17 protein-coding genes are annotated in these 20,062 nt (G+C 58.9%); 8 read left to right on the top strand and 9 right to left on the bottom strand.

Going from position 1 to position 20,062, the window contains the following annotated elements; all coding sequences use genetic code 11:
- Positions 1-15 precede the first annotated feature (15 nt).
- The 6 genes from aqpZ to ACR0I8_RS02450 form a co-directional block, all read right to left on the bottom strand.
- Positions 16-702, bottom strand: coding sequence for an aquaporin Z (aqpZ, locus tag ACR0I8_RS02475; RefSeq protein ID WP_170458789.1), 687 nt, complete (start codon positions 700-702; stop codon positions 16-18).
- A gap of 92 nt (positions 703-794) precedes the next feature.
- The gene (locus tag ACR0I8_RS02470; RefSeq protein ID WP_480702694.1) at positions 795-1,610 is read right to left on the bottom strand and encodes a M90 family metallopeptidase; all 816 of its coding nucleotides are present in this window, start codon (positions 1,608-1,610) and stop codon (positions 795-797) included.
- 125 nt (positions 1,611-1,735) lie between these two features.
- A complete protein-coding gene (locus tag ACR0I8_RS02465) occupies positions 1,736-2,236 on the bottom strand; it encodes a bactofilin family protein (protein WP_170374000.1) in 501 nt (166 codons plus the stop codon).
- Positions 2,226-3,557, bottom strand: coding sequence for a DUF5930 domain-containing protein (locus ACR0I8_RS02460; protein ID WP_170688844.1), 1,332 nt, complete (start codon positions 3,555-3,557; stop codon positions 2,226-2,228). The genes ACR0I8_RS02465 and ACR0I8_RS02460 overlap by 11 nt, the downstream gene beginning before the upstream one ends.
- 174 nt (positions 3,558-3,731) lie before the next feature.
- Complete coding sequence (locus tag ACR0I8_RS02455; RefSeq protein ID WP_170688989.1) at positions 3,732-4,550, bottom strand: ferritin-like domain-containing protein; 819 nt, start codon at positions 4,548-4,550, stop codon at positions 3,732-3,734.
- An 87-nt stretch (positions 4,551-4,637) separates the two neighbouring features.
- Positions 4,638-5,099: a peroxiredoxin family protein gene (locus ACR0I8_RS02450; RefSeq protein WP_170688843.1), complete on the bottom strand. Its 462-nt coding sequence runs from the start codon at positions 5,097-5,099 to the stop codon at positions 4,638-4,640.
- Positions 5,100-5,167: 68 nt separating this feature from the next.
- On the opposite strand from ACR0I8_RS02450, the gene ACR0I8_RS02445 reads away from it, so the two are divergent.
- From ACR0I8_RS02445 to ACR0I8_RS02430, 4 genes are all read left to right on the top strand, one after another.
- On the top strand, positions 5,168-8,551 hold the full coding sequence (locus ACR0I8_RS02445) for a YhdP family protein (RefSeq protein ID WP_480702692.1): 3,384 nt from the start codon (positions 5,168-5,170) through the stop codon (positions 8,549-8,551).
- Positions 8,552-8,592: 41 nt separating this feature from the next.
- A complete protein-coding gene (queA, locus tag ACR0I8_RS02440; protein ID WP_170688988.1) occupies positions 8,593-9,639 on the top strand; it encodes a tRNA preQ1(34) S-adenosylmethionine ribosyltransferase-isomerase QueA in 1,047 nt (348 codons plus the stop codon).
- 112 nt (positions 9,640-9,751) lie between these two features.
- Entirely contained in the window at positions 9,752-11,032 is a 1,281-nt protein-coding gene (locus tag ACR0I8_RS02435) for an MFS transporter (protein ID WP_170688841.1), read from the top strand.
- 100 nt (positions 11,033-11,132) lie between these two features.
- Entirely contained in the window at positions 11,133-11,711 is a 579-nt protein-coding gene (locus ACR0I8_RS02430; protein WP_170373995.1) for a DUF924 family protein, read from the top strand.
- On the opposite strand, the gene ACR0I8_RS02425 is transcribed toward ACR0I8_RS02430, so the two are convergent.
- Positions 11,708-12,142: a hypothetical protein gene (locus tag ACR0I8_RS02425; protein ID WP_170688840.1), complete on the bottom strand. Its 435-nt coding sequence runs from the start codon at positions 12,140-12,142 to the stop codon at positions 11,708-11,710. The two genes, ACR0I8_RS02430 and ACR0I8_RS02425, sit on opposite strands and share 4 nt — an antisense overlap.
- A gap of 216 nt (positions 12,143-12,358) precedes the next feature.
- On the opposite strand from ACR0I8_RS02425, the gene lpdA reads away from it, so the two are divergent.
- A complete protein-coding gene (gene lpdA / locus ACR0I8_RS02420) occupies positions 12,359-13,753 on the top strand; it encodes a dihydrolipoyl dehydrogenase (RefSeq protein ID WP_170688839.1) in 1,395 nt (464 codons plus the stop codon).
- Between the two features lie 136 nt (positions 13,754-13,889).
- Here lpdA and ACR0I8_RS02415 read toward each other — a convergent pair whose 3' ends face one another.
- Complete coding sequence (locus tag ACR0I8_RS02415) at positions 13,890-15,275, bottom strand: dipeptidase (RefSeq protein WP_170688838.1); 1,386 nt, start codon at positions 15,273-15,275, stop codon at positions 13,890-13,892.
- Positions 15,276-15,603: 328 nt separating this feature from the next.
- Here ACR0I8_RS02415 and hemA point away from each other — a divergent pair, with 328 nt between their 5' ends.
- From hemA to ispG, 3 genes are all read left to right on the top strand, one after another.
- A complete protein-coding gene (hemA, locus tag ACR0I8_RS02410; protein ID WP_170688837.1) occupies positions 15,604-16,827 on the top strand; it encodes a 5-aminolevulinate synthase in 1,224 nt (407 codons plus the stop codon).
- A 129-nt stretch (positions 16,828-16,956) separates the two neighbouring features.
- Positions 16,957-18,144: a helix-turn-helix domain-containing protein gene (locus ACR0I8_RS02405; protein WP_170688836.1), complete on the top strand. Its 1,188-nt coding sequence runs from the start codon at positions 16,957-16,959 to the stop codon at positions 18,142-18,144.
- A gap of 70 nt (positions 18,145-18,214) precedes the next feature.
- The gene (ispG, locus tag ACR0I8_RS02400) at positions 18,215-19,324 is read left to right on the top strand and encodes a flavodoxin-dependent (E)-4-hydroxy-3-methylbut-2-enyl-diphosphate synthase (protein WP_170373989.1); all 1,110 of its coding nucleotides are present in this window, start codon (positions 18,215-18,217) and stop codon (positions 19,322-19,324) included.
- Between the two features lie 123 nt (positions 19,325-19,447).
- On the opposite strand, the gene ACR0I8_RS02395 is transcribed toward ispG, so the two are convergent.
- Positions 19,448-19,888: a DUF2846 domain-containing protein gene (locus ACR0I8_RS02395; RefSeq protein WP_170666560.1), complete on the bottom strand. Its 441-nt coding sequence runs from the start codon at positions 19,886-19,888 to the stop codon at positions 19,448-19,450.
- Positions 19,889-20,062 lie beyond the last annotated feature (174 nt).

Genomic DNA, 20,062 nt, shown 5'->3' with positions numbered 1-20,062 from the left:
GGCTAGGGACTGAGATCAGTCGTCGCCCATTGCTTTCCAGATCAACGCACCGATTGCCCCCCCGATCAGCGGGGCAACCCAGAACAGCCAGAGCTGTGCAAGGGCAGGGCCATCGGCAAACAGGGCCACGCCTGTGGACCGTGCCGGGTTGACCGACGTGTTGGTAACAGGGATTGAGATCAGGTGGATCAGGGTCAGCGCCAAACCGATGGCAATCGGTGCAAAGCCCGCAGGTGCTCCGCTGGAGGTGGCCCCCAGAATGATCACGATGAAGAACGCGGTCAGCACGATCTCGATCACCAGGGCTGACATCATGGAATACCCTTCGGGCGATGCTTCACCGTACCCGTTCGAGGCAAATCCACCGACACCTTCAAAACCGGGCGCGCCGCTGACAATCACATATAGCACCACCGCTGCCGCAATTGCACCCAGCACTTGAGCGACCCAATAAGGCAGTAGGTCTTTGGCGGGGAAGCGCCCTCCGATCATCAGGCCGAGGCTTACCGCGGGGTTGAAATGCCCGCCCGAGATATGGCCCACCGTATAGGCCATGGTCAAAACGGTCAGGCCGAAGGCGAAGGATACACCAAGCCATCCAATGCCGACATCAGCGACCCCTGCAGCCAGAACTGCGCTGCCGCAGCCGCCCAGAACCAGCCAGAACGTGCCGAAGAATTCGGCCATGAGTTTTGATGACATGAATAGTCCTCCGTTAATCAATGAGGACCAGAGTAATTCAAAAACCGTGATTTGTGAAACTTGTGTTTGGGGGAATTTTCACGGCCTGCGCGTCAGTTAGGCACGCCACCCCATGTCGCGGGATCGAGATTGAACAGCGCGGCAAGCTGTTCATAGACATGAGGTGCCGCCTTTTGTAGGGCGTGAGGGCGCTCAAAAAACACCTCGACCGAGACGGCAAAAAACTCCTCATGGCCTTCGGCGCCGTAAGGGTCGATGACGGTGCGTTGCCCGGCCTCTACTGCCAAGACATGGTCGGAATAGGCCGTTAGGAAGACCTTTTCCCACTCGGCATAGCTCTGTCCTTTTGCAAGAACCGGAACCCCGTTGGTACCGCCCGAGAGGTCGTCTATCTGGTGCGCAAACTCGTGGAACACCACGTTGTGCCCGTCATGGTCATTCATCGCGCCCTGTTTGCTATGCGCCCATGACAGGATCACTGGCCCACGGTCCCAGCTTTCGCCGGTTCGGATGATCTCTTTCTCGGTAATCACATAGCCGCTGCGTCTTTGCTGCCGAGACTTGAAGGCGTTGGGGTATATCAGGACGGTCGTCAGATTGTCGTACCAAGTGTCGGTGTTCACCACGAGCAGGCAGGCTTGCGCGGCGATGGACAATTGCATCTCATCGGTGACTTCCAGCCCGTCGCAGCCGTAAAAGCTCACCTGCTCGAGAAACAAGTTGATCTTGCCATCCAATTTCTCACGTAGGTCGGATGGGACGCGTTGGAGGATGGGGACCTGCGCTGCAATGATGCGCCGGTCGTCTTCGCTCAATGGTTCGGCCAGAAGCGCAGCGCGCGCCTTTTTCTTGGACCAGGACCAATACAGAAACGCGCCTGCGACGGCAGCGACAAGAGCGAAAAACATCCACATGGGCATAGTTTAGCCGTATCAGTTCAAGCTTGGAACTGGATTCAGAGGAATGCCTGCAGTTGAATCGAAAACGCCGTAGGATGACCTGCGGCGTTTCGAAAATCCGGGTTGGATTTGCTTTACTGTTTGACTTCCGCAGCCGGGTTGGCACCCGGTTTTGCGCCGCGGCCAGGGTTCAGGGGGTCGTCCTGACGCTGAACCGAACCTTCGAAATGCGCGCCGCTTTCGATGGCGATTGTCTTGTGGATGATGTCGCCTTCGACCCGTGCTGTCGAGGTCAGTCGGACTTTCAGGCCACGCACGCGACCCACGATGCGGCCGTTGACCACGACGTCGTCTGCAGTGACTTCGCCTTTGATGGTCGCGGTTTCGCCGATGGTCAGCAAATGCGCGCGGATATCGCCTTCGACAGTGCCTTCAACCTGAATGTCACCGGTTGTCTTGATGTTGCCGGTGATATGCAGGTCCGAAGACAGGACCGATGCGGGCGGCTTGGGCTTGGGCGCCGTGCTGGCCTTGGGTTCGGAAGGGGCAGGGGCCGCCGGAGTCGCCGGAGCAGCAGGTTTTGCCGCCTCAGAATCCTTGGATGCGGGCTCGTTGATTTTGCTCTTAGAAAACATTTCTCGCAGCCTTGATGTAAGTCATTGGGTTTACAGGTTTTCCGTTCACGCGCACCTCATAGTGCAAATGCGTGCCGGTGGACCGTCCGGTGCTACCCATATCAGCAATATGATCCCCGCGCGAGACCCTTTGGCCGACCTTGACGTTGATCTTGGTGTTATGAGCGTAAAGTGTCTCAATCCCGAAGGCGTGTTTGATCCTCACAAGGCGTCCAAAGCCGGATTGCCAACCGGCATGGGTGACCACGCCATCTGCGGTTGCAAAGATATCGGTGCCCTGGGGCCCTGCAAAATCGACGCCGTTATGCATCCGACGTCCGCCCGTTTTGGGGTCGCGGCGAGAGCCGTAGCCGCTGGTAAACCGCACAGCGGAATGAACCGGGTTCGCAAAGGGCGCTTTTTCGGCCGCCAGACGATACAGGTTCAACTGATCCATTTGTTGTAGAAGCTGGTTTGCGCGCACCTCGTCGGCGGAGATGTCACTCTCCTCGCCGCGGGTGCTCAGGGATAAAGGGGTCAGCGGACCGCCCATACCGCTATATCCGCGTCGCACCTCTTCGATGATGCGGTCTGTGGGCATACCCGCCTGGCGGAACATCTTGTCCAGAGGCTCGACCGAGATCACCATTGCCTCTTCCAACTGGCGGAAAATCTCGTCACTGCGTTCCTGCATCAGCCGGATTTCCAGCTCCAGGTCATCGCGCTGGTCCAGAGCATCACGCGCGTCGGCTGCGATCTGATCCCGCTCTTCCGCGGTGCGAGCCAGCGCGTCGGTCATGAATTCCATCTGCGCCGGGGCCGATGCTGCCACGACATAGGCGTCCGTTGTATCCGCATCCTGTTGCAGTTTCGCCAGTTCGCCACGGGCCTCTTCGCGTTGCTTCATCGTTGCGCGCAGCGTGGTCTGGATCACCTCAATCCCAGTTTCCAACTCGCGCCGACGGTTTTCCGAGGCCAAAAGCTCGGACTGCATCGCCGAGACCTGCGCCAGAGCAGCGTTGAACCGGTCTTGCGCGGCCAAGGCTTCCTGCGCGCGGGCGTCACGCTCGGCGGACAGGATGTTGAGACGTTCTTGATAGGTGGCCTGATCTCGTTTGGCTTGTTCGCGGAAGTTGCCAGATCCGATGCTGTCCATCAGCAGAATCGCAGTGGCGACGGCGGTCCAGCCAACCATGACGGCCACACCGGCCACCGCAGCGATCTGCGTTTCCGAGCTGAGACGGATGTACCGCGTGTCTTTGTCAGATTTCAGAAAAACCCGGCGTTCCGGGAAGTGCCGTTCGAGCAGCGAGTGAAATTTAATTGCCAGACGTGTTCTCACGCGTCTTACCTCTCATCCCCAAGATCGGGACCGGTCGTGGTGCAATAGCCGTCCCTTGGACGGGATGCTTAATAGGGTCTCAGCATTCGGGCAAGTTTGTTGACCAATTTGTCGTCGAAGCTGCAGATTTCCCCCTACGGATCGGCGAAAACCTGCCGAAATTAACCTTTAGCCTCAGTCTGAGACCTGACCCCGCGCGGGCATATCCTCGGTTAGCGGCCAGTAGAAGTCCGGCGGCAATCCTGCCTCGGCGCGCTTCTCTTCGTTAAAGGGCGGTTTCAAGGCACCGTGGAAATAGCGCCGAACCAATTGGTGGAAGACGTCCTTGGGGTCGGCGTTTTCGCGTCCGCATAGAAAATGGAACCACTTGGAGCCATAGGCGACGTGGCCGACCTCTTCTGCATAGATCACCTCGAGCGCGGCAATGGCCTGTTCGGCCTTTGCCTTGCGAAAGATATCGATCATGCCGGGTGTGACGTCCAGCCCGCGTGCCTCTAGCACCATGGGAACCACAGCAAGGCGGCCCATCAAATCCTCGGCGGTGTCTTCGGCGGCGCGCCACATGCCCGCATGGGCGGGCAGGGCGCCGTAAAAGCTGCCCATCTGTTCAAGACAATCACAGACCATCTCGAAATGGCGCGATTCTTCTTCTGCGCATTTGACCCAGTCATCATAAAAACCGATCGGCATGGGCACGTGACCGAAGCGGGCAATGATGTCCCAATGCAGATCCACGGCATTCAGTTCAATATGTGCAACAGCGTGCAGGAGCGCGATCCGTCCGGCCTCGGACCCCGGTTTGCGCTTTGGCACTTCGCGCGGTGAGAGCAGCTCGGGCTTATCAGGGCGTGCAGGGGTCAAAGGCGGGGTGGCGGTGCCGATTTCAATCGCGTCACCTTCGCCCTTGCGCGACGCGAACCAAGCGGCGACATGGCGTTTGGACAGGGCGGTTTTCTCCCGCCCGTCCGCTGTTGTCAGAACTTCGGTTGCCATCTGGGTCAGTGTTTGGGGCACTGGTACGCTCCGCCTTGTCGTGTCGAGGCCGGGGATAGACCGGATGGTGCGCGGGGTCGAGGGGGGCTACATCGCCTTTACGGCCTCAAGCACCGCATCCACGTGGCCCGGCACTTTGACCTTGCGCCAGACCTGCGCGATGCGGCCCTCGGCGTCGATCAGGAAGGTCGAGCGTTCGATGCCCATGGATTTGCGGCCATACATGTTCTTCTCGACCCAGACGCCGTAGTCCTCGCAGACGGTCGAGTTTTCATCCGAAAGCAAAGGCGTAGTCAGGTCGTGTTTGGCGACGAACTTGTCATGTTTGGCCACGCTATCGCGCGAGATGCCAAAGACCTGAGCGCCAGCGTCGGCAAAGGCCTGAAGCTGTTCCGAAAAACCGATGGATTCCTTGGTGCAGCCCGGCGTATCATCGCGGGGATAAAAGAATAAAACGACGGCATTGCCGCGCAGATCCGCGAGGGATACCTCACCGCCGCCGTCTCGAGGAAGGGTGAAGTCAGGGGCCATGTCTGAAACGTCGGGCATTGGAAACTCCGCTAAAGGTTTTTAAACGCTGCTCGATATCATAGGGCAACGCGGACGGGTTGAAAGGCGTGGAACGCAAATTGGTGCAGCAGGATCAGGACAATAGCGAAGCGGTCGGCCAGCCGAAACGTCGCCGCTCGCGCCGTCGGACGGCGGGCATCTGGACGTTGCGCGGCGTTGTTTTGCTGGTCGTTCTGGCTGTGGTCACGGGGTTCATGGTGTTGGGCCAGCGCATGCACGCCCCGGCCTGGCTTCGCAGTCACGTTGAGACGCGGTTGGAGGAAAATCTGGGCGGCCTCCAGATCCGCTTTGGCGATGTCAGCTTTATCATTCACGAAGGCTGGCGGCCCCGTTTGCGTCTGACGGATGTGTCCATTAGTGATCAGGCCGGACAACAGATCGCCCAAGTGTCGGATATGCGGGCCAGTCTGGCGATGCGGCCCTTGCTGCGCGGTCATGTGCGGCCCAAGCGGATCATACTCAGCGGGGCGCAGATCGCCCTGACCCGAGGTGAGGATGGCGCGCTGACCCTGACAGTGGGCACCGGCAGCGCTCCCGTGCAAAGCGCATCTAACCTGGCCGAATTGATCGAGGCCGGGGATGAGGTGTTCCTTTCTCCGGTCCTGTCTGCGCTGACCTCGGTGCAGTTGGATGCGATCACGCTGGACTATCGCGATCTGCGGTTGGGGAGGTCCTGGATACTAGACGGCGGCCATATTCAGCTGACCCGCAATGACGATGACATGCGGCTGGCGACCGGGTTCTCGGTCTTGTCCGGGCGCGATTTTGTCAGCCAGATCGAGGCCAACTATACCAGCATCCTGGGAACGCCCGAGGCGCGTTTTGGCGTCACGATCACCGACCTTCCGGCCGAGGATATCTACGGCCAAAGCCCGGCGTTGGCGTGGTTGCAGGTTCTGAAAACGCCGATCTCGGGCGCGGTGCGGGGCAGTGTGGATGGTTCAGGGGCTTTCGGCCCTGTTTTCGCGACGCTCAATCTGGGGGCCGGGGCGGTGCAGCCGAATCCAGAGACACGTGCCATCCCGTTCGACTCCGCGCGCACCTACTTCACCTATGATCCCAACCGGCAGGAGCTGGACTTCAACGAGGTCTCGATCGATTCCGCCTGGGGATCGGTGCAGGCCGCGGGCAAAGCCTATCTGCAAGGGGTGGAAAACGGGACGCTCGACAGTCTGGATGGGCAGTGGAGCCTGACGGGGATCAACGTCAACCCGGCCAACCTGTTCCCCGAGCCGCTGAACCTGAAAAGGGCGGATCTGGACGTTCAGATGAAATTTGCCCCGTTCCGGCTGCGCGTAGGTCAGATGACGATCGAGGATGGCGGCCATCGCGTGCGGGCCTCGGGTCTGCTGGTCGGTTTGGCGGATGGCTGGTCGGCAGATCTGGACGCGCATCTTAACCAGATGGACTCTGAAGAAGTCCTAAATTATTGGCCCGAGCGTCTTGCGCCAAAGCCGCGCGAATGGGTGACTAAGAACCTCTCCAAAGGCGCCTTGTCGGATATGGATTTCGCGCTGCGTCTGCGGCCCGACAACAAACCCGACATCTATCTGGATTTCGGGTTCGAGGATGCCACCATCCGTTTTGCCAAGACCCTGCCTCCGGTCGAAGGCGCGCAGGGGCAGGCCAGTCTGATTGACGACCGCTTTACCGCAACCGCGCAGCGGGGTGTGGTGATGGCCGATCAAGGCGGGGCCGTGGATGCATCGGGAACGTCCTTCATCATTCCCGATACCGAAATAAAAAAAAATACGCCGGGTATTGCACGGATAAGTGCGACGGGGGGTGTCACTGCCGCGCTATCCCTACTGGATCGCCCGCCCCTCAGCCTGCTCAGCAAGGCAGGACTGCCGGTCGATATGGCCGAAGGAAACGTGGCGCTCAAGGGCACGTTGTCCTTGCCGCTGATCAAGGGCCTCAAGTTTCAGGACACGCAATTTCACTTTGCAGGCACCCTCGGCGACCTGCGGAGCGACCGTCTGGTGCCGGGATTTTCCGTCAGCGCACCGATTCTGGAGTTGTCCGGAGATCAAACCGGCGTGCAGATCGCAGGGCAGGGCCTGTTCGGCGATGTGCCCGTGCAGGCCAAATGGCAACAGCCGATTGATGGCGAGACGGCGCAGCGCAGCACCGTGACGGGGCAAATCGAACTGTCCCAGCGTCTGATGGCGGAATTAAAGGCCGGATTGCCGCAAAGCTTCCTAAGCGGGTCTGGCACGGCTGATTTTACGCTCGGTATCGGTGCAGGCGCACCGCCGCAACTATCAGCCTCATCCGATCTGGTGGGCGTCACGCTGGCCATTCCCGAGCTGGGATGGCGCAAACCCGCGTCGACCAGCGGCACGCTGACTGCTGATGCAACGCTGGGCGATGGGCTGAAGGTTGATGCATTGAACCTGCAGGCGGCGGGGTTGCGGACCGCGGCGTCGATCACCTTCCGGCAGGGAGAGTTTGACCGTGTTTCCTTCAGTTCCTTCGATCTGGGCAACTGGCTGGCTGTTCCGGCCGAGCTGATCGGGCGGGGCAACGCCGCACCCGACATTCGCGTTCTTGGCGGGGTGCTGAACCTGGGCCGCGCCACATTTGGCGGGTCCGAGGGTGGCGGCAGCGGGTCGGGCGCTGGCCCAAATCTCGACGTAACGCTTGACCGCCTCCAAGTCACTGAGGGCGTGGCGCTGACCGGCTTCAAGGGCACGTTTCAAACGACCGGAGGGGTCAACGGTACCTTCAACGCCCGTGTCAACGGTGGGGCTGCCATGCAAGGCCGCCTCACCCCGCGGGGCGCGCGGAGCGCGGTAGAGCTGACCTCAAACGATGCCGGCGCCGTCTTGCGCTCGGCGGGTTTGCTGACACAAGCAAGGGGCGGAACGTTGGACGTGCAGTTGGAACCGGTCGCAGCCGCAGGCAGCTATGATGTGATCCTTAGTATCGTCAGCACCCGTATTCAGGATGCGCCTGCGATGGCTGCGCTGCTGAACGCAATCAGTCTGGTCGGGTTGCTGGATGAGATGGCTGGCCAGGGCATTTTCTTCTCGTCCATCGACAGCCGGATGCGGATCACCCCGACCGTGGTAAAGATTCTCAGCGGCAGTGCGGTCGGCCCGTCCATGGGCCTGTCTTTTGATGGAACGGTGAATACGGTGGCCGGGACGCTGAACCTGCGGGGTGCCATTTCCCCGATCTACCTTCTAAATGCGGTCGGCAGCGTCTTTACCAAAAAGGGCGAGGGGGTCATCGGGTTCAACTATTCTCTTACGGGGCCATTGGCGGACCCGAAGGTCTCGGTGAACCCGCTATCGGGCCTTGCGCCGCTGTTCCTGCGCAACCTTCTGCGTCCCCCGGCCCCTACGGTTTCAGATGGGCCGAATGCCCAACCGCGCAAACCTGACGAACCCAAGCGTACTTACGGCGCCCCGAAAAGCGATCGCTAGGGGATATGGCCGAATCTCTTGCGGCCTTGTATGGCGCGGCCATGAGACTCAGCGATTTTGATTTCCACCTGCCCGAAGACCTGATTGCCACCCGGCCCGCCAACCCGCGCTCGTCCGCGCGTTTGCTGGTGGCCGAGCGAGAGGCGATCTCGGACAGCCATGTGTTCGATCTGCCCAACTGGCTGCGCCCCGGCGATCGGCTTGTGTTGAACGATACGCGCGTGATCCCGGCGAGGCTCAGCGGGCGGCGGCACCGCGACAGCGCGCAGGGGCTGGTTTCCGCTGCGATCGAGGCGACGTTGCTGGAGCCTCAGGCGAATGGATCCTGGACCGCGCTGATCAAGCCGTTGAAAAAGGTCAAGCCGGGCGAAGAGATCGTATTCTCGGACGATCTCAGTGCGACGCTGGACCGGGTAGAGGACGGGCAGGCCTATCTGCAGTTCAACCTCAGTGGTGAGGATTTTGACGCCGCCCTTGAACAGGCCGGTGCAATGCCCTTGCCACCCTACATCGCCGCCAAACGTCCAGCGGACGAGCAGGACAAGACGGATTACCAAACCATCTGGGCGCGCAACTCGGGCGCTGTGGCCGCACCAACCGCGTCGCTGCATTTCGATGATGCGTTGATGGCTGCGCTGGCAGAGCGTGGGGTGGAATTCAGCCACGTGACCCTGCATGTGGGCGCGGGAACCTTTCTGCCGGTCAAGGTGGAGGACGTGACAACCCACAAGATGCATGCCGAGTGGGGCCGGGTCAGCCAGCAGGCTGCTGATGAGATCCGCGCCACCAAGGCGGCAGGGGGCCGGGTGATCCCGGTCGGTACCACCGCACTGCGCCTGATCGAAAGCGCCGCGCGCAGTGGGCAGATCGCGCCTTGGGAAGGGGAAACCGACATCTTCATCTATCCGGGCTTTCAGTTCCACGTGACGGACGCACTGATGACCAATTTCCACCTGCCCAAGTCGACCCTGCTGATGCTGGTTTCGGCTCTGATGGGGCAGGAGCGTATGCGGTCCGTCTATGCCCATGCGATTGAACAGAAATATCGCTTCTTCTCATATGGGGATTCATCCCTTCTGATCCCCTGAAACCCTCTGCCGCGACACTGTCAGACAGGGAATGTCGTAGACAGGCGCGATCTGCATTTGTTTTGATCACATAACGACTCGCAATTCAGCTTGGCACATCCCGGAGGCCCAAATGATTCAGGTTCTGTCCACCGCTTGGGCGCTTCTTCTCGGCATGGGTCTGCTGATGGTCGGCAACGGCCTGCAAGGCACGATTCTGGGTGTTCGCGGTGAAATCGAAGGTTTCTCGACCCTCGAGATGTCCTTTGTGATGTCGGCCTATTTCATGGGGTTTCTAGGCGGATCGCGCCTCGCGCCCGAGATGATCCGTAGGGTCGGCCATGTGCGTGTCTTCGCAGCCCTGGCCTCGTTCATTTCCGCGGTCATGATCATGTATCCGATGCTGACCGACCCGATCGCGTGGTTCCTGGGGCGTGCCGTGATCGGCTTCTGTTTCTCGGGCGTGTACGTGACCGCTGAAAGCTGGCTCAACAACGCGGCCAGTAATGAGAACCGGGGGCAGGCACTGTCGCTCTATATGATTGTGCAGATGCTGGGGATCATTTCGGCTCAGGGATTGGTCTTGCTGGGCGATCCCGCAGGGTATGAGACGTTTGTGATCGCGTCGATCCTCGTTTCCGTCTCGTTCGCGCCGATCCTTTTGTCGATTTCTCCGACCCCTGCATTCGACACCACCAAACCCATGACCCTGCGCGAGCTGATGGGCAAATCCCCCTTGGGCTGTGTCGGTATGTTTCTGTTGGGCGGGGTGTTCTCGGCGCAGTTCGGCATGGCGGCAGTCTATGGCGCGCGTGCTGGGCTGAGCCTGATCGAGATTTCGACCTTCGTGGCCGCCTTCTACATCGGCGCTATCGTGCTGCAATACCCGCTGGGATGGTTCTCGGATCGGATGGATCGGCGTTTTCTGATCCTGCTGGCGGCAGCCATGGGGGGGGCCAGTGCCGTAGCTGGCATGCTATTCGGGGTGAATTTCCCGATCCTTCTGGTTACCGCTTTCTTTATTGGTGGTATGTCAAACCCGCTCTATTCCCTGCTAATCGCCCATACGAACGATTTTCTGGATCGTGAGGACATGGCCGCTGCATCTGGTGGTTTGCTTTTCATCAACGGTTTGGGCGCGATTGCTGGCCCGCTGATTACAGGTTGGTTGATGGGGGACGGGATCTTTGGACCTCCTGGCTTTTTCCTGTTCATCGCGGCGTTGCTGTTCGCGATGGCCGGCTACGCAATGTATCGCATGACGCAGCGCGCGGCGATCCCAGTCGACGAAACCGGCACCATGTCGCCTCTGTACCCGTCCGCATCCCCCGTTGCGCTTGAGGTGGCCCAGGAAGTGGCCATCGAAGCCGCCGAGGCCGAGGAGGACGCACAAGATGTTTCCGCTAACGCCTAAATATGTCCGAAATGTAGTAATATTTTACTGTTACAAATCTGTAAAACAGCCTTAAATGACCTTACGTCCCTGGGGAGGACAACACACGGAGTTAAGGGCAATGGTTGGTCCTGAAGACGTATTGAGTTTTTGGTTGGATGAGGTCGGCCCCAAGGGGTGGTACATGCAGGACGACGCGCTGGATCAGCAGATCCGCGACCGTTTCCTGACCACTTGGGAAGCCGCGGCAGAGGGCAAGTTTTCGCTCTGGCTGACATATCCTAGCGGGTCGCTGGCCTATATCATCCTAACAGACCAATTCCCGCGTAACATGTTCCGGGGTGAGGCACGGGCCTTTTCGTCGGATCGGGCGGCTCTGGCCGCAGCGAAATGTGCGGTGGACAAGGGCTGGGATATGAAAATCGACGAACCCGCGCGGCAGTTCTTTTATCTGCCGATGATGCATTCCGAGAACCTGTGTGATCAGGAACGCTGTGTGCGTCTGATTTGCCAGAACCTCAGCAGCGAAGATTCCAGCAACCTGCTGCACGCGCGCGCGCATCGTGAGGTAATCCGAAAATTCGGACGCTTCCCCTATCGGAATGAGGCCCTGTCACGTACCCCAACCGTGCATGAGACCGCCTATGTCGACATGGGCGGCTATGGCGCCACTGTGCGCGAGTTGCAAGCAGCCGGTTAACTTTCGGGCCCGCATCCGCGGATAGCAATGATCCGGTCGGCTACCACGTCGGCCGAGGTCTCAATTGCATGGTCAATTAATTGGTCAGGTGATTCCGCCAACTCTGCAAACCGGGTCTGAACGGTCTGCAGCTTGGTTTCTATCGTTTCCAGCTTGTCCAGCGTATTGGACATTCGCAGAGAAACGACGGTGTTGCTCACCAGACCGTCCTCTTGAATGCGGGCCAAATCACTGCGCAGTCCGGAAAGCTGCTCGCGAATACCCTGCGCCTCGTCCCGCAACGGGGTGACAACTTGCAGTTTTTCCGACAGGCCCGAGGTGACATCCTCGACGGTCGAGGCCAGTTTCCACCCTAAAAACAGGCAAAGCGCGACAAGGATCAGCGTTGCATTCAGAAGTGCAAGGAGAAGGTCTTTGAGGGTCTTGGCCATGATAAGTCTTTCGAATGCTTTGTGAATATAAGACGGGCGGAGGCCCTGGCTGTTCTTTTCTAGCCTTTGAAAAAGCTTGGGTATAGGCTGAAAACTGCACGTATCGACCATAACATACCGACGTCGCTTTTGTCGCGGTATGTCTATATTGATGCGCTGTGAAAAATAGTTTAATGCTAAACTAAATTTCAAACCGACCTGGGCCGAGAGGGACACATGGCTGAAAAATCTTTTGATCTGATCGTAATCGGTGCTGGTCCGGGCGGCTATGTGGCCGCAATCCGCGCGGCGCAGTTGGGCCTCAAGACCGTCGTGGTCGAGCGTGAGCATCTGGGCGGCATCTGCCTGAATTGGGGCTGCATCCCAACCAAGGCAATGCTGCGCTCTTCGGAAGTCTTCCACCTGATGGAGCGCGCGAAGGACTTTGGTCTGACGGCGGATAAGTTCGGTTACGATCTGGACGCGGTGGTCAAACGCTCACGTGGCGTTGCCGGCCAGTTGTCGGGTGGGATCGGCCACTTGCTGAAGAAGAACAAAGTCAGTGTCGTGATGGGCGAGGCGACGATTACCGCAAAAGGCAAAGTCTCAGTCAAAACCGAGAAGGGCACTGAAGAGCTGTCCGCCAACAACATCGTCCTCGCCACCGGCGCACGTGCGCGTGAGCTTCCAGGGCTGGAAGCGGATGGCGATCTGGTCTGGACCTATAAACACGCGCTGCAGCCGCCACGGATGCCGAAGAAACTGCTCGTCATCGGTTCGGGCGCCATCGGGATCGAATTCGCCAGCTTCTACAACACGCTGGGCGCGGATACGACCGTGGTTGAAGTGATGGACCGCGTCCTTCCGGTTGAAGATGCTGAGATCAGCGCCTTCGCGAAGAAAGCTTTCACCAAGCAGGGCATGACCATCATGGAAAAGGCGATGGTCAAGCAGCTTGATCGCGGTAAGGGCAAGGTCACTGCGCATATTGAGGCCAAAGGCAAGGTGGAGAAGCACGAGTTCGACACTGTGATCTCAGCCGTTGGCATTGTAGGTAATGTCGAGAATTTGGGGCTGGAAGCACTGGGCGTGAAAATCGACCGTACGCATGTTGTGACGGATGAGTTCTGCCGCACAAGCGTTGACGGTCTCTATGCAATTGGCGATATCGCCGGCGCGCCCTGGTTGGCTCACAAAGCCAGCCACGAAGGCGTCATGGTGGCCGACCTGATCGCAGGCAAACACGCGCATCCGGTCAAACCCGAAAGCATTGCAGGTTGCACCTATTGTCATCCACAGGTGGCCTCGGTTGGCTATACCGAAGCCAAAGCCAAAGAGCTTGGTTACGACATCAAGGTGGGCCGCTTCCCGTTCATAGGGAACGGTAAGGCGATTGCGCTTGGAGAGCCTGAGGGCATGATCAAGACGATCTTCGACGCCAAGACCGGTGAGCTGCTGGGCGCGCATATGATCGGCGCGGAAGTGACCGAGATGATTCAGGGCTACGTTGTAGGTCGTCAGTTGGAGACGACGGAAGAAGACCTGATGAACACCGTCTTCCCGCATCCGACACTGTCAGAAATGATGCATGAAAGTGTTCTGGATGCGTATGATCGCGTGATCCATATGTAAGGGGTTGGGGGGCTCTGCCCCCGCCGCGGCAAGCCGCGACTCCCCCGGGATATTTACAGCCAGATGAAGCATGGGATCCGTCCTTCATCTGGCCGAAAATACCTCGAAGCGCGAGGCAGAGCCTCGCAAAAGTCTCCTATGAATTCAAAGCATCCAGAATGCGGGCCCAAGAGCGAATGCCCTTGTGGAAGCTTTTGACATCGTATTTCTCGTTCGGAGAGTGGATGGCATCGTCGTCATTGGCGTAACCCACCAGCATCGAATCCAAGCCCAGAACGGTGTCGAAGTAACCAACGACCGGGATTGAGCCGCCCATTCCGGTGAACACAGCCTCGCGGCCCCATTCGTCAGATAGCGCAGCGCGGGCTGCTTCGAACTCAGGGCGATCCAGATTCATGACCGAGGCTGGGGACCCTTCGAGGTCATTGTCCCAGACAACTTTGGCATCCGGGGACAGGTGCTCCTCTACATGTTTACGAATCTTGTCGCGCAAGGCGTCGGGGTCCATGTCACCGACAAGGCGGCAGGTGATTTTGCAGTGAGCTTCCGATGGGATCACAGTTTTTGATCCGGCACCGTTATAGCCTCCCCAAAGACCGTTGACCTCAAGGGTGGGGCGTGCCCATTGCTGTTCCAGCGTGGAATAGCCTTTCTCGCCATGCGGTTGGCTATATCCCACCGAGTTCAAGTATTCGGCTTCGTGGAAGCCGCAGTTCTCCCACTGGCGCAGCTGATCTGCCGGGACCTCGTGAACGCCTTCATAGAAACCTTCAACAGCGACGCGCCCGGTCTCGTCGTCATAGAAGGAAGCCACGATCTTGGACAATTCGCGCAGCGGGTTCAGACCGGGGCCGCCGTAGTGGCCGGAATGCAGGTCGATGCGGGGGCCGACGATGGTGAACTCATCTTTCAGCATGCCGCGCAGTTGCGACGCGATAGAAGGCACTCCGCGTGACACCATCGAGGTGTCGCAAACCAGGGCCAGATCGGCCTGCAATTCGTCTTTGTTCGCTTCTAGGAACGGCACCAGCGAGGGCGAGCCTGATTCCTCTTCACCTTCGAAGAAAAAGGTGATGCGGCAGGGCAGGGTGCCGTGGACGTCTTTCCAGGCGCGGCAGGCTTCGACAAAGGTCATCAGCTGGCCCTTGTCGTCGGACGATCCACGGCCGCGGATGACGGGTCCGTTTTCGGTCTCCTCGATGGCGGGGTCGAACGGATCGCGGTTCCACAGGTTCAGAGGGTCGACGGGTTGCACATCATAATGCCCGTAGAACAGCACATGCGGGACTTCGCTGCCCTCACCCACATGACCCACGACCATAGGGTGACCGGGTGTTTCGCGTTTTTCTGCTGCAATACCAATGCTCTGCAGGTCCGAGACTAGCCATTCGGCGGCCTTGTCGACCTCCGCTTTGTAGGCGGGATCGGTTGAGATCGATTGGATGCGCAACAGCTCCATCAGGCGGTCGATCGAGGTTTGCAGATCAGAGTCGATCCGGCTCAGCACGGCGTCTAGCGACATAACAGGGCTCCTGCTTGAGAATGATTTGCGCGAACCCTATCAGTGTTGGCGCTGCCGTCCAGAGCAGAGTGCGCAGTACCGCCCCGTAGTGAACGGCCGAAGTTAAGCTTCTGTACCTGCGTCGTTTCCCCGCGTCTTTTAGACGTAAGTTTACTTGCTGCGCGGCTATGAAGCTTATATTTGATGCAAATCAAAGTTGGGTTCTAACGGGCGGCTTTAATAAGGTAGAACGTGCGAACACAAAGCTGCTTCAGGGGCGATGTCCTGTAAGGTAGCGGAATACAGGCTTTGGGTGAGGGGTTTGCCCGAGGCGATCAAGGAGGGTCCGTTGGACTATACTGCTCAGCTCGATTCAGCGATTGCCAGGCTGCATGACGAAGGACGTTACCGGACCTTTATCGATATCGAACGCCTCAACGGGCACTTCCCGCATGCTGTTCGGACCCGTCCCGATGGAACACAGCAGAACATTACCGTGTGGTGCGGCAATGACTATCTTGGCATGGGCCAGCACCCGGTTGTCCTGAACGCAATGCACGAAGCCGTCGATGCGGCCGGCGCCGGTTCGGGCGGGACGCGCAACATCTCGGGCACGACTGTATATCACAAGCGTCTTGAGGCTGAGCTGGCCGATCTGCACGGCAAAGAGTCCGCCCTGCTGTTCACCAGCGCTTACATCGCCAATGACGCGACGCTTTCGACCTTGCCGAAACTGTTCCCCGGTCTGATCATCTATTCGGACGCGCTGAACCATGCCTCGATGATCGAAGGCGTGCGGCGTAATGGCGGCGCCAAGCGAATCTTCCGCCACAACGATGTCGCGCACCTGCGTGAGCTGCTTGAAGCAGACGACCCTAAAGCCCCCAAGCTTATCGCCTTTGAGTCGGTCTACTCCATGGATGGTGACTTCGGCCCAATCGAAGAGATTTGCGATCTGGCGGATGAATTCGGTGCGCTTACTTATATTGACGAGGTCCACGCGGTTGGAATGTACGGCCCGCGCGGTGGTGGTGTGACGGAACGTGATCGCCTGGCGCATCGCATCGACATCATCAATGGCACTCTGGCCAAAGCCTATGGTGTGATGGGGGGCTATATCGCCGCCAGCGAAAAGATGTGTGACGCCGTGCGTTCCTACGCTCCGGGGTTCATCTTTACCACCTCTCTGCCGCCGGCTGTTGCGGCTGGTGCGGCGGCCTCGGTCGCGCATCTGAAAGTGACGCCGGAACTGCGTGAGCAGCATCAGACCCAGGCAAAGATTCTGAAGCTGCGCCTGAAAGGCTTGGGCCTGCCGCTGATCGACCATGGCAGCCATATCGTGCCTGTTATCGTCGGAAACCCGGTCCATACCAAAATCCTGAGTGATCGCTTGCTGGACGATCACGGTATCTATGTGCAACCGATCAATTTCCCTACCGTTCCACGTGGTACAGAGCGCCTGCGCTTCACCCCATCTCCGGTCCATGGACCCGGTGAGATGAACCGTCTGGTTCAGGCGATGGACGAACTTTGGTCACATTGTGCGCTAAATCGCGCCGAACTTGCCGGTTAACCTCACGCTAAAGTGTGCAACGTGTTTGCCGCGTGTTAAGCTTACGCTAACAAAATAAATGGACGAATCGTTATGGGGACGATTCGCCATTAGCGTGAAACACGCGACAGGCAAAATGGGGCGGCAGGAATGATTGGGCGCAGATCACAGCGCGATTCCGAAGAAGGTGTGGAAGTCAGACCAAAGGGGTTTGACGACTACGAAGTACGGCTTGGTGATCAGATGCGCGGCGAGCGCGCCACCATGGGCAAATCCCTTCTGGATGTTCAGCGCGAGCTTCGGATCAAAGCCAACTACATCGCTGCCATTGAAAACGCCGATCCTGATGCGTTCGATACACCCGGCTTCATCGCCGGGTATGTGCGTTCTTACGCCCGTTATCTGGGCATGAACCCGGATGAAACCTTTGCCGCCTTCTGCAAGGAAAGCGGCTTTGAGGTCGCGCATGGCATGTCCGCCGAGGCATCGGTCGTGCGCAAACCGACCGGAGATCTTCCGGCCCGTGGCCCGATGGGGCGGGATCCTTTTGTGTCTCCGAACACGCCATATATCCCCGGCAAAGAATCCTTCGTCAGTCAGGTTGAACCGCGCGCTATTGGCTCGTCCCTAGTCTTGCTGGCCGTCATCGGCGGCATTGGCTATGGCGGCTGGGCCGTGCTGAACAAGATCCAGCAGGTGCAGGTCAGCCCGGTTGAGCAAGCCCCCGTGGTTCTGTCGGATCTCGACCCCCTTGATGCGGCGCGTAGCACTGAGACCGCTTCGACCGAAGCGCTGGATCGCCTCTATCGCCCGCAAGCGCTGGATGTTCCGGTGATGGTCGCGCGGGATGCTCCGATTTCCACGCTTGACCCACGGACCGTCGGCACGTTCCTTCCGCCGGAACTGCCCGAGGTTCAGGTGGCCGAATTGCACACGGTTGAACGCCCGGCCTTGCCGCAGGTGGTCGAGCAGCTGGATACGACGTTGAAAATTGTCGCCGTGAACCCAGCATGGATGCGCGTCACGGCCGCCGATGGCAGCGTGATCTTCGAAGGTACGCTGGGCACGGTTGAACAGGGCAGCGTGTTCGAAGTGCCACTGACCGAAGAACCTCCGCTGTTGCGGGCAGGGGCGTCGGGTTCTGTGTTCTTTTCAATGAATGGCGAACATTTCGGACCGGTTGGTGCGCCGGGCACTGTCGCGAAGGGCGTCGTCCTGTCCAAGGACGCAGTGGCTGAGACTTATGCCGTCGCCGATCTCGAGGCCGAGCAAAACAGCGCCCTCAAGCAATTGGTGGCCGAGCTTCAGACGCAAGCAGCGGACGAGCCTGCCGAATAGTCTTGCCATTGCTCAACTGCGGTTGCCGAACTATCTATGAGGCAACCTAGGCAGATGCGGACCTCTCTTCATGTCGCTCAACCACGTACGTCCCTGGCGCGATATTTACCGCCGCAAATCCCGCCAGATCATGGTCGGCAACGTGCCGGTCGGAGGCGATGCTCCGATTGCTGTTCAAACCATGACCAACACCCTAACCACTGATGTGGCGGCAACAGTCGCGCAGGTTCAGGCGGCGGTTGAGGCTGGCGCCGATATCGTGCGGGTTTCCGTCCCGGATGAAGACTCAGCCAAGGCACTGAAAGAGATCGTGCGCGAAAGCCCGGTTCCCATCGTGGCTGACATTCACTTTCACTACCGCCGAGGCATCGAGGCGGCCGAGGCCGGCGCGGCTTGCCTGCGGATCAACCCGGGCAATATCGGCAACGAACAGCGCGTGAAAGAGGTCATCAAGGCCGCAAGAGACCACAATTGTTCGATCCGGATCGGGGTAAATGCGGGCTCGTTAGAGCGGCACCTACTTGAGAAATACGGCGAGCCCTGTCCCGAGGCGATGGTCGAGAGCGGGTTGGAACATATCCGCATTCTGCAGGACAATGATTTCCACGAATTCAAGATCAGCGTGAAGGCCAGCGACGTCTTCCTATCGGCGGCGGCCTACCAAGGCATTGCCGAGGCCACCGATGCCCCCATTCACCTTGGCATCACCGAGGCCGGAGGGCTGGTCAGCGGCACCATCAAATCGGCTATCGGGCTGGGCAACCTGCTGTGGATGGGGATCGGAGATACGATCCGCGTCAGCTTGTCCGCCGACCCGGTCGAAGAGGTCAAGGTTGGTTTTGAAATCCTGAAATCCCTGGGCCTACGCCATCGCGGCGTCAACATCATCTCATGCCCGTCCTGCGCGCGTCAGGGATTCGACGTGATCAAAACCGTCGAGGCGCTGGAGCACCGCCTGGAACACATCAAAACGCCGATGTCCCTGTCGATCATCGGTTGCGTCGTCAACGGACCGGGCGAGGCATTGATGACCGATGTCGGTTTCACCGGCGGCGGAGCAGGGTCGGGCATGGTCTATCTGGCGGGTAAAGCCAGCCATAAGATGTCGAACGATCAGATGATCGATCATATCGTGGAAGAGGTCGAGAAAAAGGCCTCTGAACTGGATGCGGCGGAGTAGCGTCAGCAGAATACAAACGTGACGCGCTGAGTTCGCTTGGGCCGCTCTGCGGACAAAGCAAATGATACAGAGCTTTACCCCGGAAAACCTGACAATGCGGGCAAACGCCTTGAGCTAAGCGATTTACATTCTTGCAATTTCGCCTCTTGCCTGCTCCTCACCAACGATTGCGACGCTTGCGCGTCCAGCGGGCCAGCCCCAAAGGGTTTCACCCTTAATGAACACGGTTTGCCCTGCAGCCACGTTTGTGTTGATTTGAGAAGTGCCTGATACGGAAGGCGCCGTGGCCACGATTGTGTATTGCCCAGGGGATACGTTCTGCGTGATCACCGATCCGTTCGCTAGGTTTCCAACAGAATTCCCGTTCAATGTGAGTGGCAGCCTGAGCGCACTACCTGCCGCACTACTCGGTCGGAAAAAGACGATCAGACCTTGACCCGCTTGCGGTTGCGGAATGGTTCGTCCGGGCGCGCCTGCGGCAGTATTCGTGGACGGCGGTGTAGTTCCGCAAGCCGAGACTAGCAAAACCGAGGCAAGCGTCGTTAGTACGTTTCTGCGTAGCATTGTGTTCCCCTTCACACGCCCAATTTGACAAACTGTTCAGCATTACGAAGCTGTTGAGACTATTAATTCACAAGTCTGTTCGAAACGTCCAGCGAAATGCATCTTTAATTTTGAATGTATGAAGGCTTAGGTAAAAATGCTCCAGCTGCCGAAGCAGATGTACTGTCGGACACG

This window comes from Ruegeria sp. BG9, assembly GCF_056538305.1.
The sequence above is the reverse complement of the archived record's forward strand: the minus strand, read 5'-3'. Positions and strand labels throughout refer to the sequence as shown.

Excerpts from the sequence above, each read along its gene's own strand:
- aqpZ (WP_170458789.1), bottom strand. The coding sequence starts at position 702 with ATGTCATCAAAACTCATGGCCGAATTCTTCGGCACGTTCTGGCTGGTT.
- ACR0I8_RS02470 (WP_480702694.1), bottom strand. The coding sequence starts at position 1,610 with ATGTTTTTCGCTCTTGTCGCTGCCGTCGCAGGCGCGTTTCTGTATTGG.
- ACR0I8_RS02465 (WP_170374000.1), bottom strand. The coding sequence starts at position 2,236 with ATGTTTTCTAAGAGCAAAATCAACGAGCCCGCATCCAAGGATTCTGAG.
- ACR0I8_RS02455 (WP_170688989.1), bottom strand. The coding sequence starts at position 4,550 with ATGGCAACCGAAGTTCTGACAACAGCGGACGGGCGGGAGAAAACCGCC.
- ACR0I8_RS02450 (WP_170688843.1), bottom strand. The coding sequence starts at position 5,099 with ATGCCCGACGTTTCAGACATGGCCCCTGACTTCACCCTTCCTCGAGAC.
- queA (WP_170688988.1), top strand. The coding sequence starts at position 8,593 with ATGAGACTCAGCGATTTTGATTTCCACCTGCCCGAAGACCTGATTGCC.
- ACR0I8_RS02435 (WP_170688841.1), top strand. The coding sequence starts at position 9,752 with ATGATTCAGGTTCTGTCCACCGCTTGGGCGCTTCTTCTCGGCATGGGT.
- ACR0I8_RS02430 (WP_170373995.1), top strand. The coding sequence starts at position 11,133 with ATGGTTGGTCCTGAAGACGTATTGAGTTTTTGGTTGGATGAGGTCGGC.
- ACR0I8_RS02425 (WP_170688840.1), bottom strand. The coding sequence starts at position 12,142 with ATGGCCAAGACCCTCAAAGACCTTCTCCTTGCACTTCTGAATGCAACG.
- lpdA (WP_170688839.1), top strand. The coding sequence starts at position 12,359 with ATGGCTGAAAAATCTTTTGATCTGATCGTAATCGGTGCTGGTCCGGGC.
- ACR0I8_RS02415 (WP_170688838.1), bottom strand. The coding sequence starts at position 15,275 with ATGTCGCTAGACGCCGTGCTGAGCCGGATCGACTCTGATCTGCAAACC.
- ACR0I8_RS02405 (WP_170688836.1), top strand. The coding sequence starts at position 16,957 with ATGATTGGGCGCAGATCACAGCGCGATTCCGAAGAAGGTGTGGAAGTC.
- ispG (WP_170373989.1), top strand. The coding sequence starts at position 18,215 with ATGTCGCTCAACCACGTACGTCCCTGGCGCGATATTTACCGCCGCAAA.
- ACR0I8_RS02395 (WP_170666560.1), bottom strand. The coding sequence starts at position 19,888 with ATGCTACGCAGAAACGTACTAACGACGCTTGCCTCGGTTTTGCTAGTC.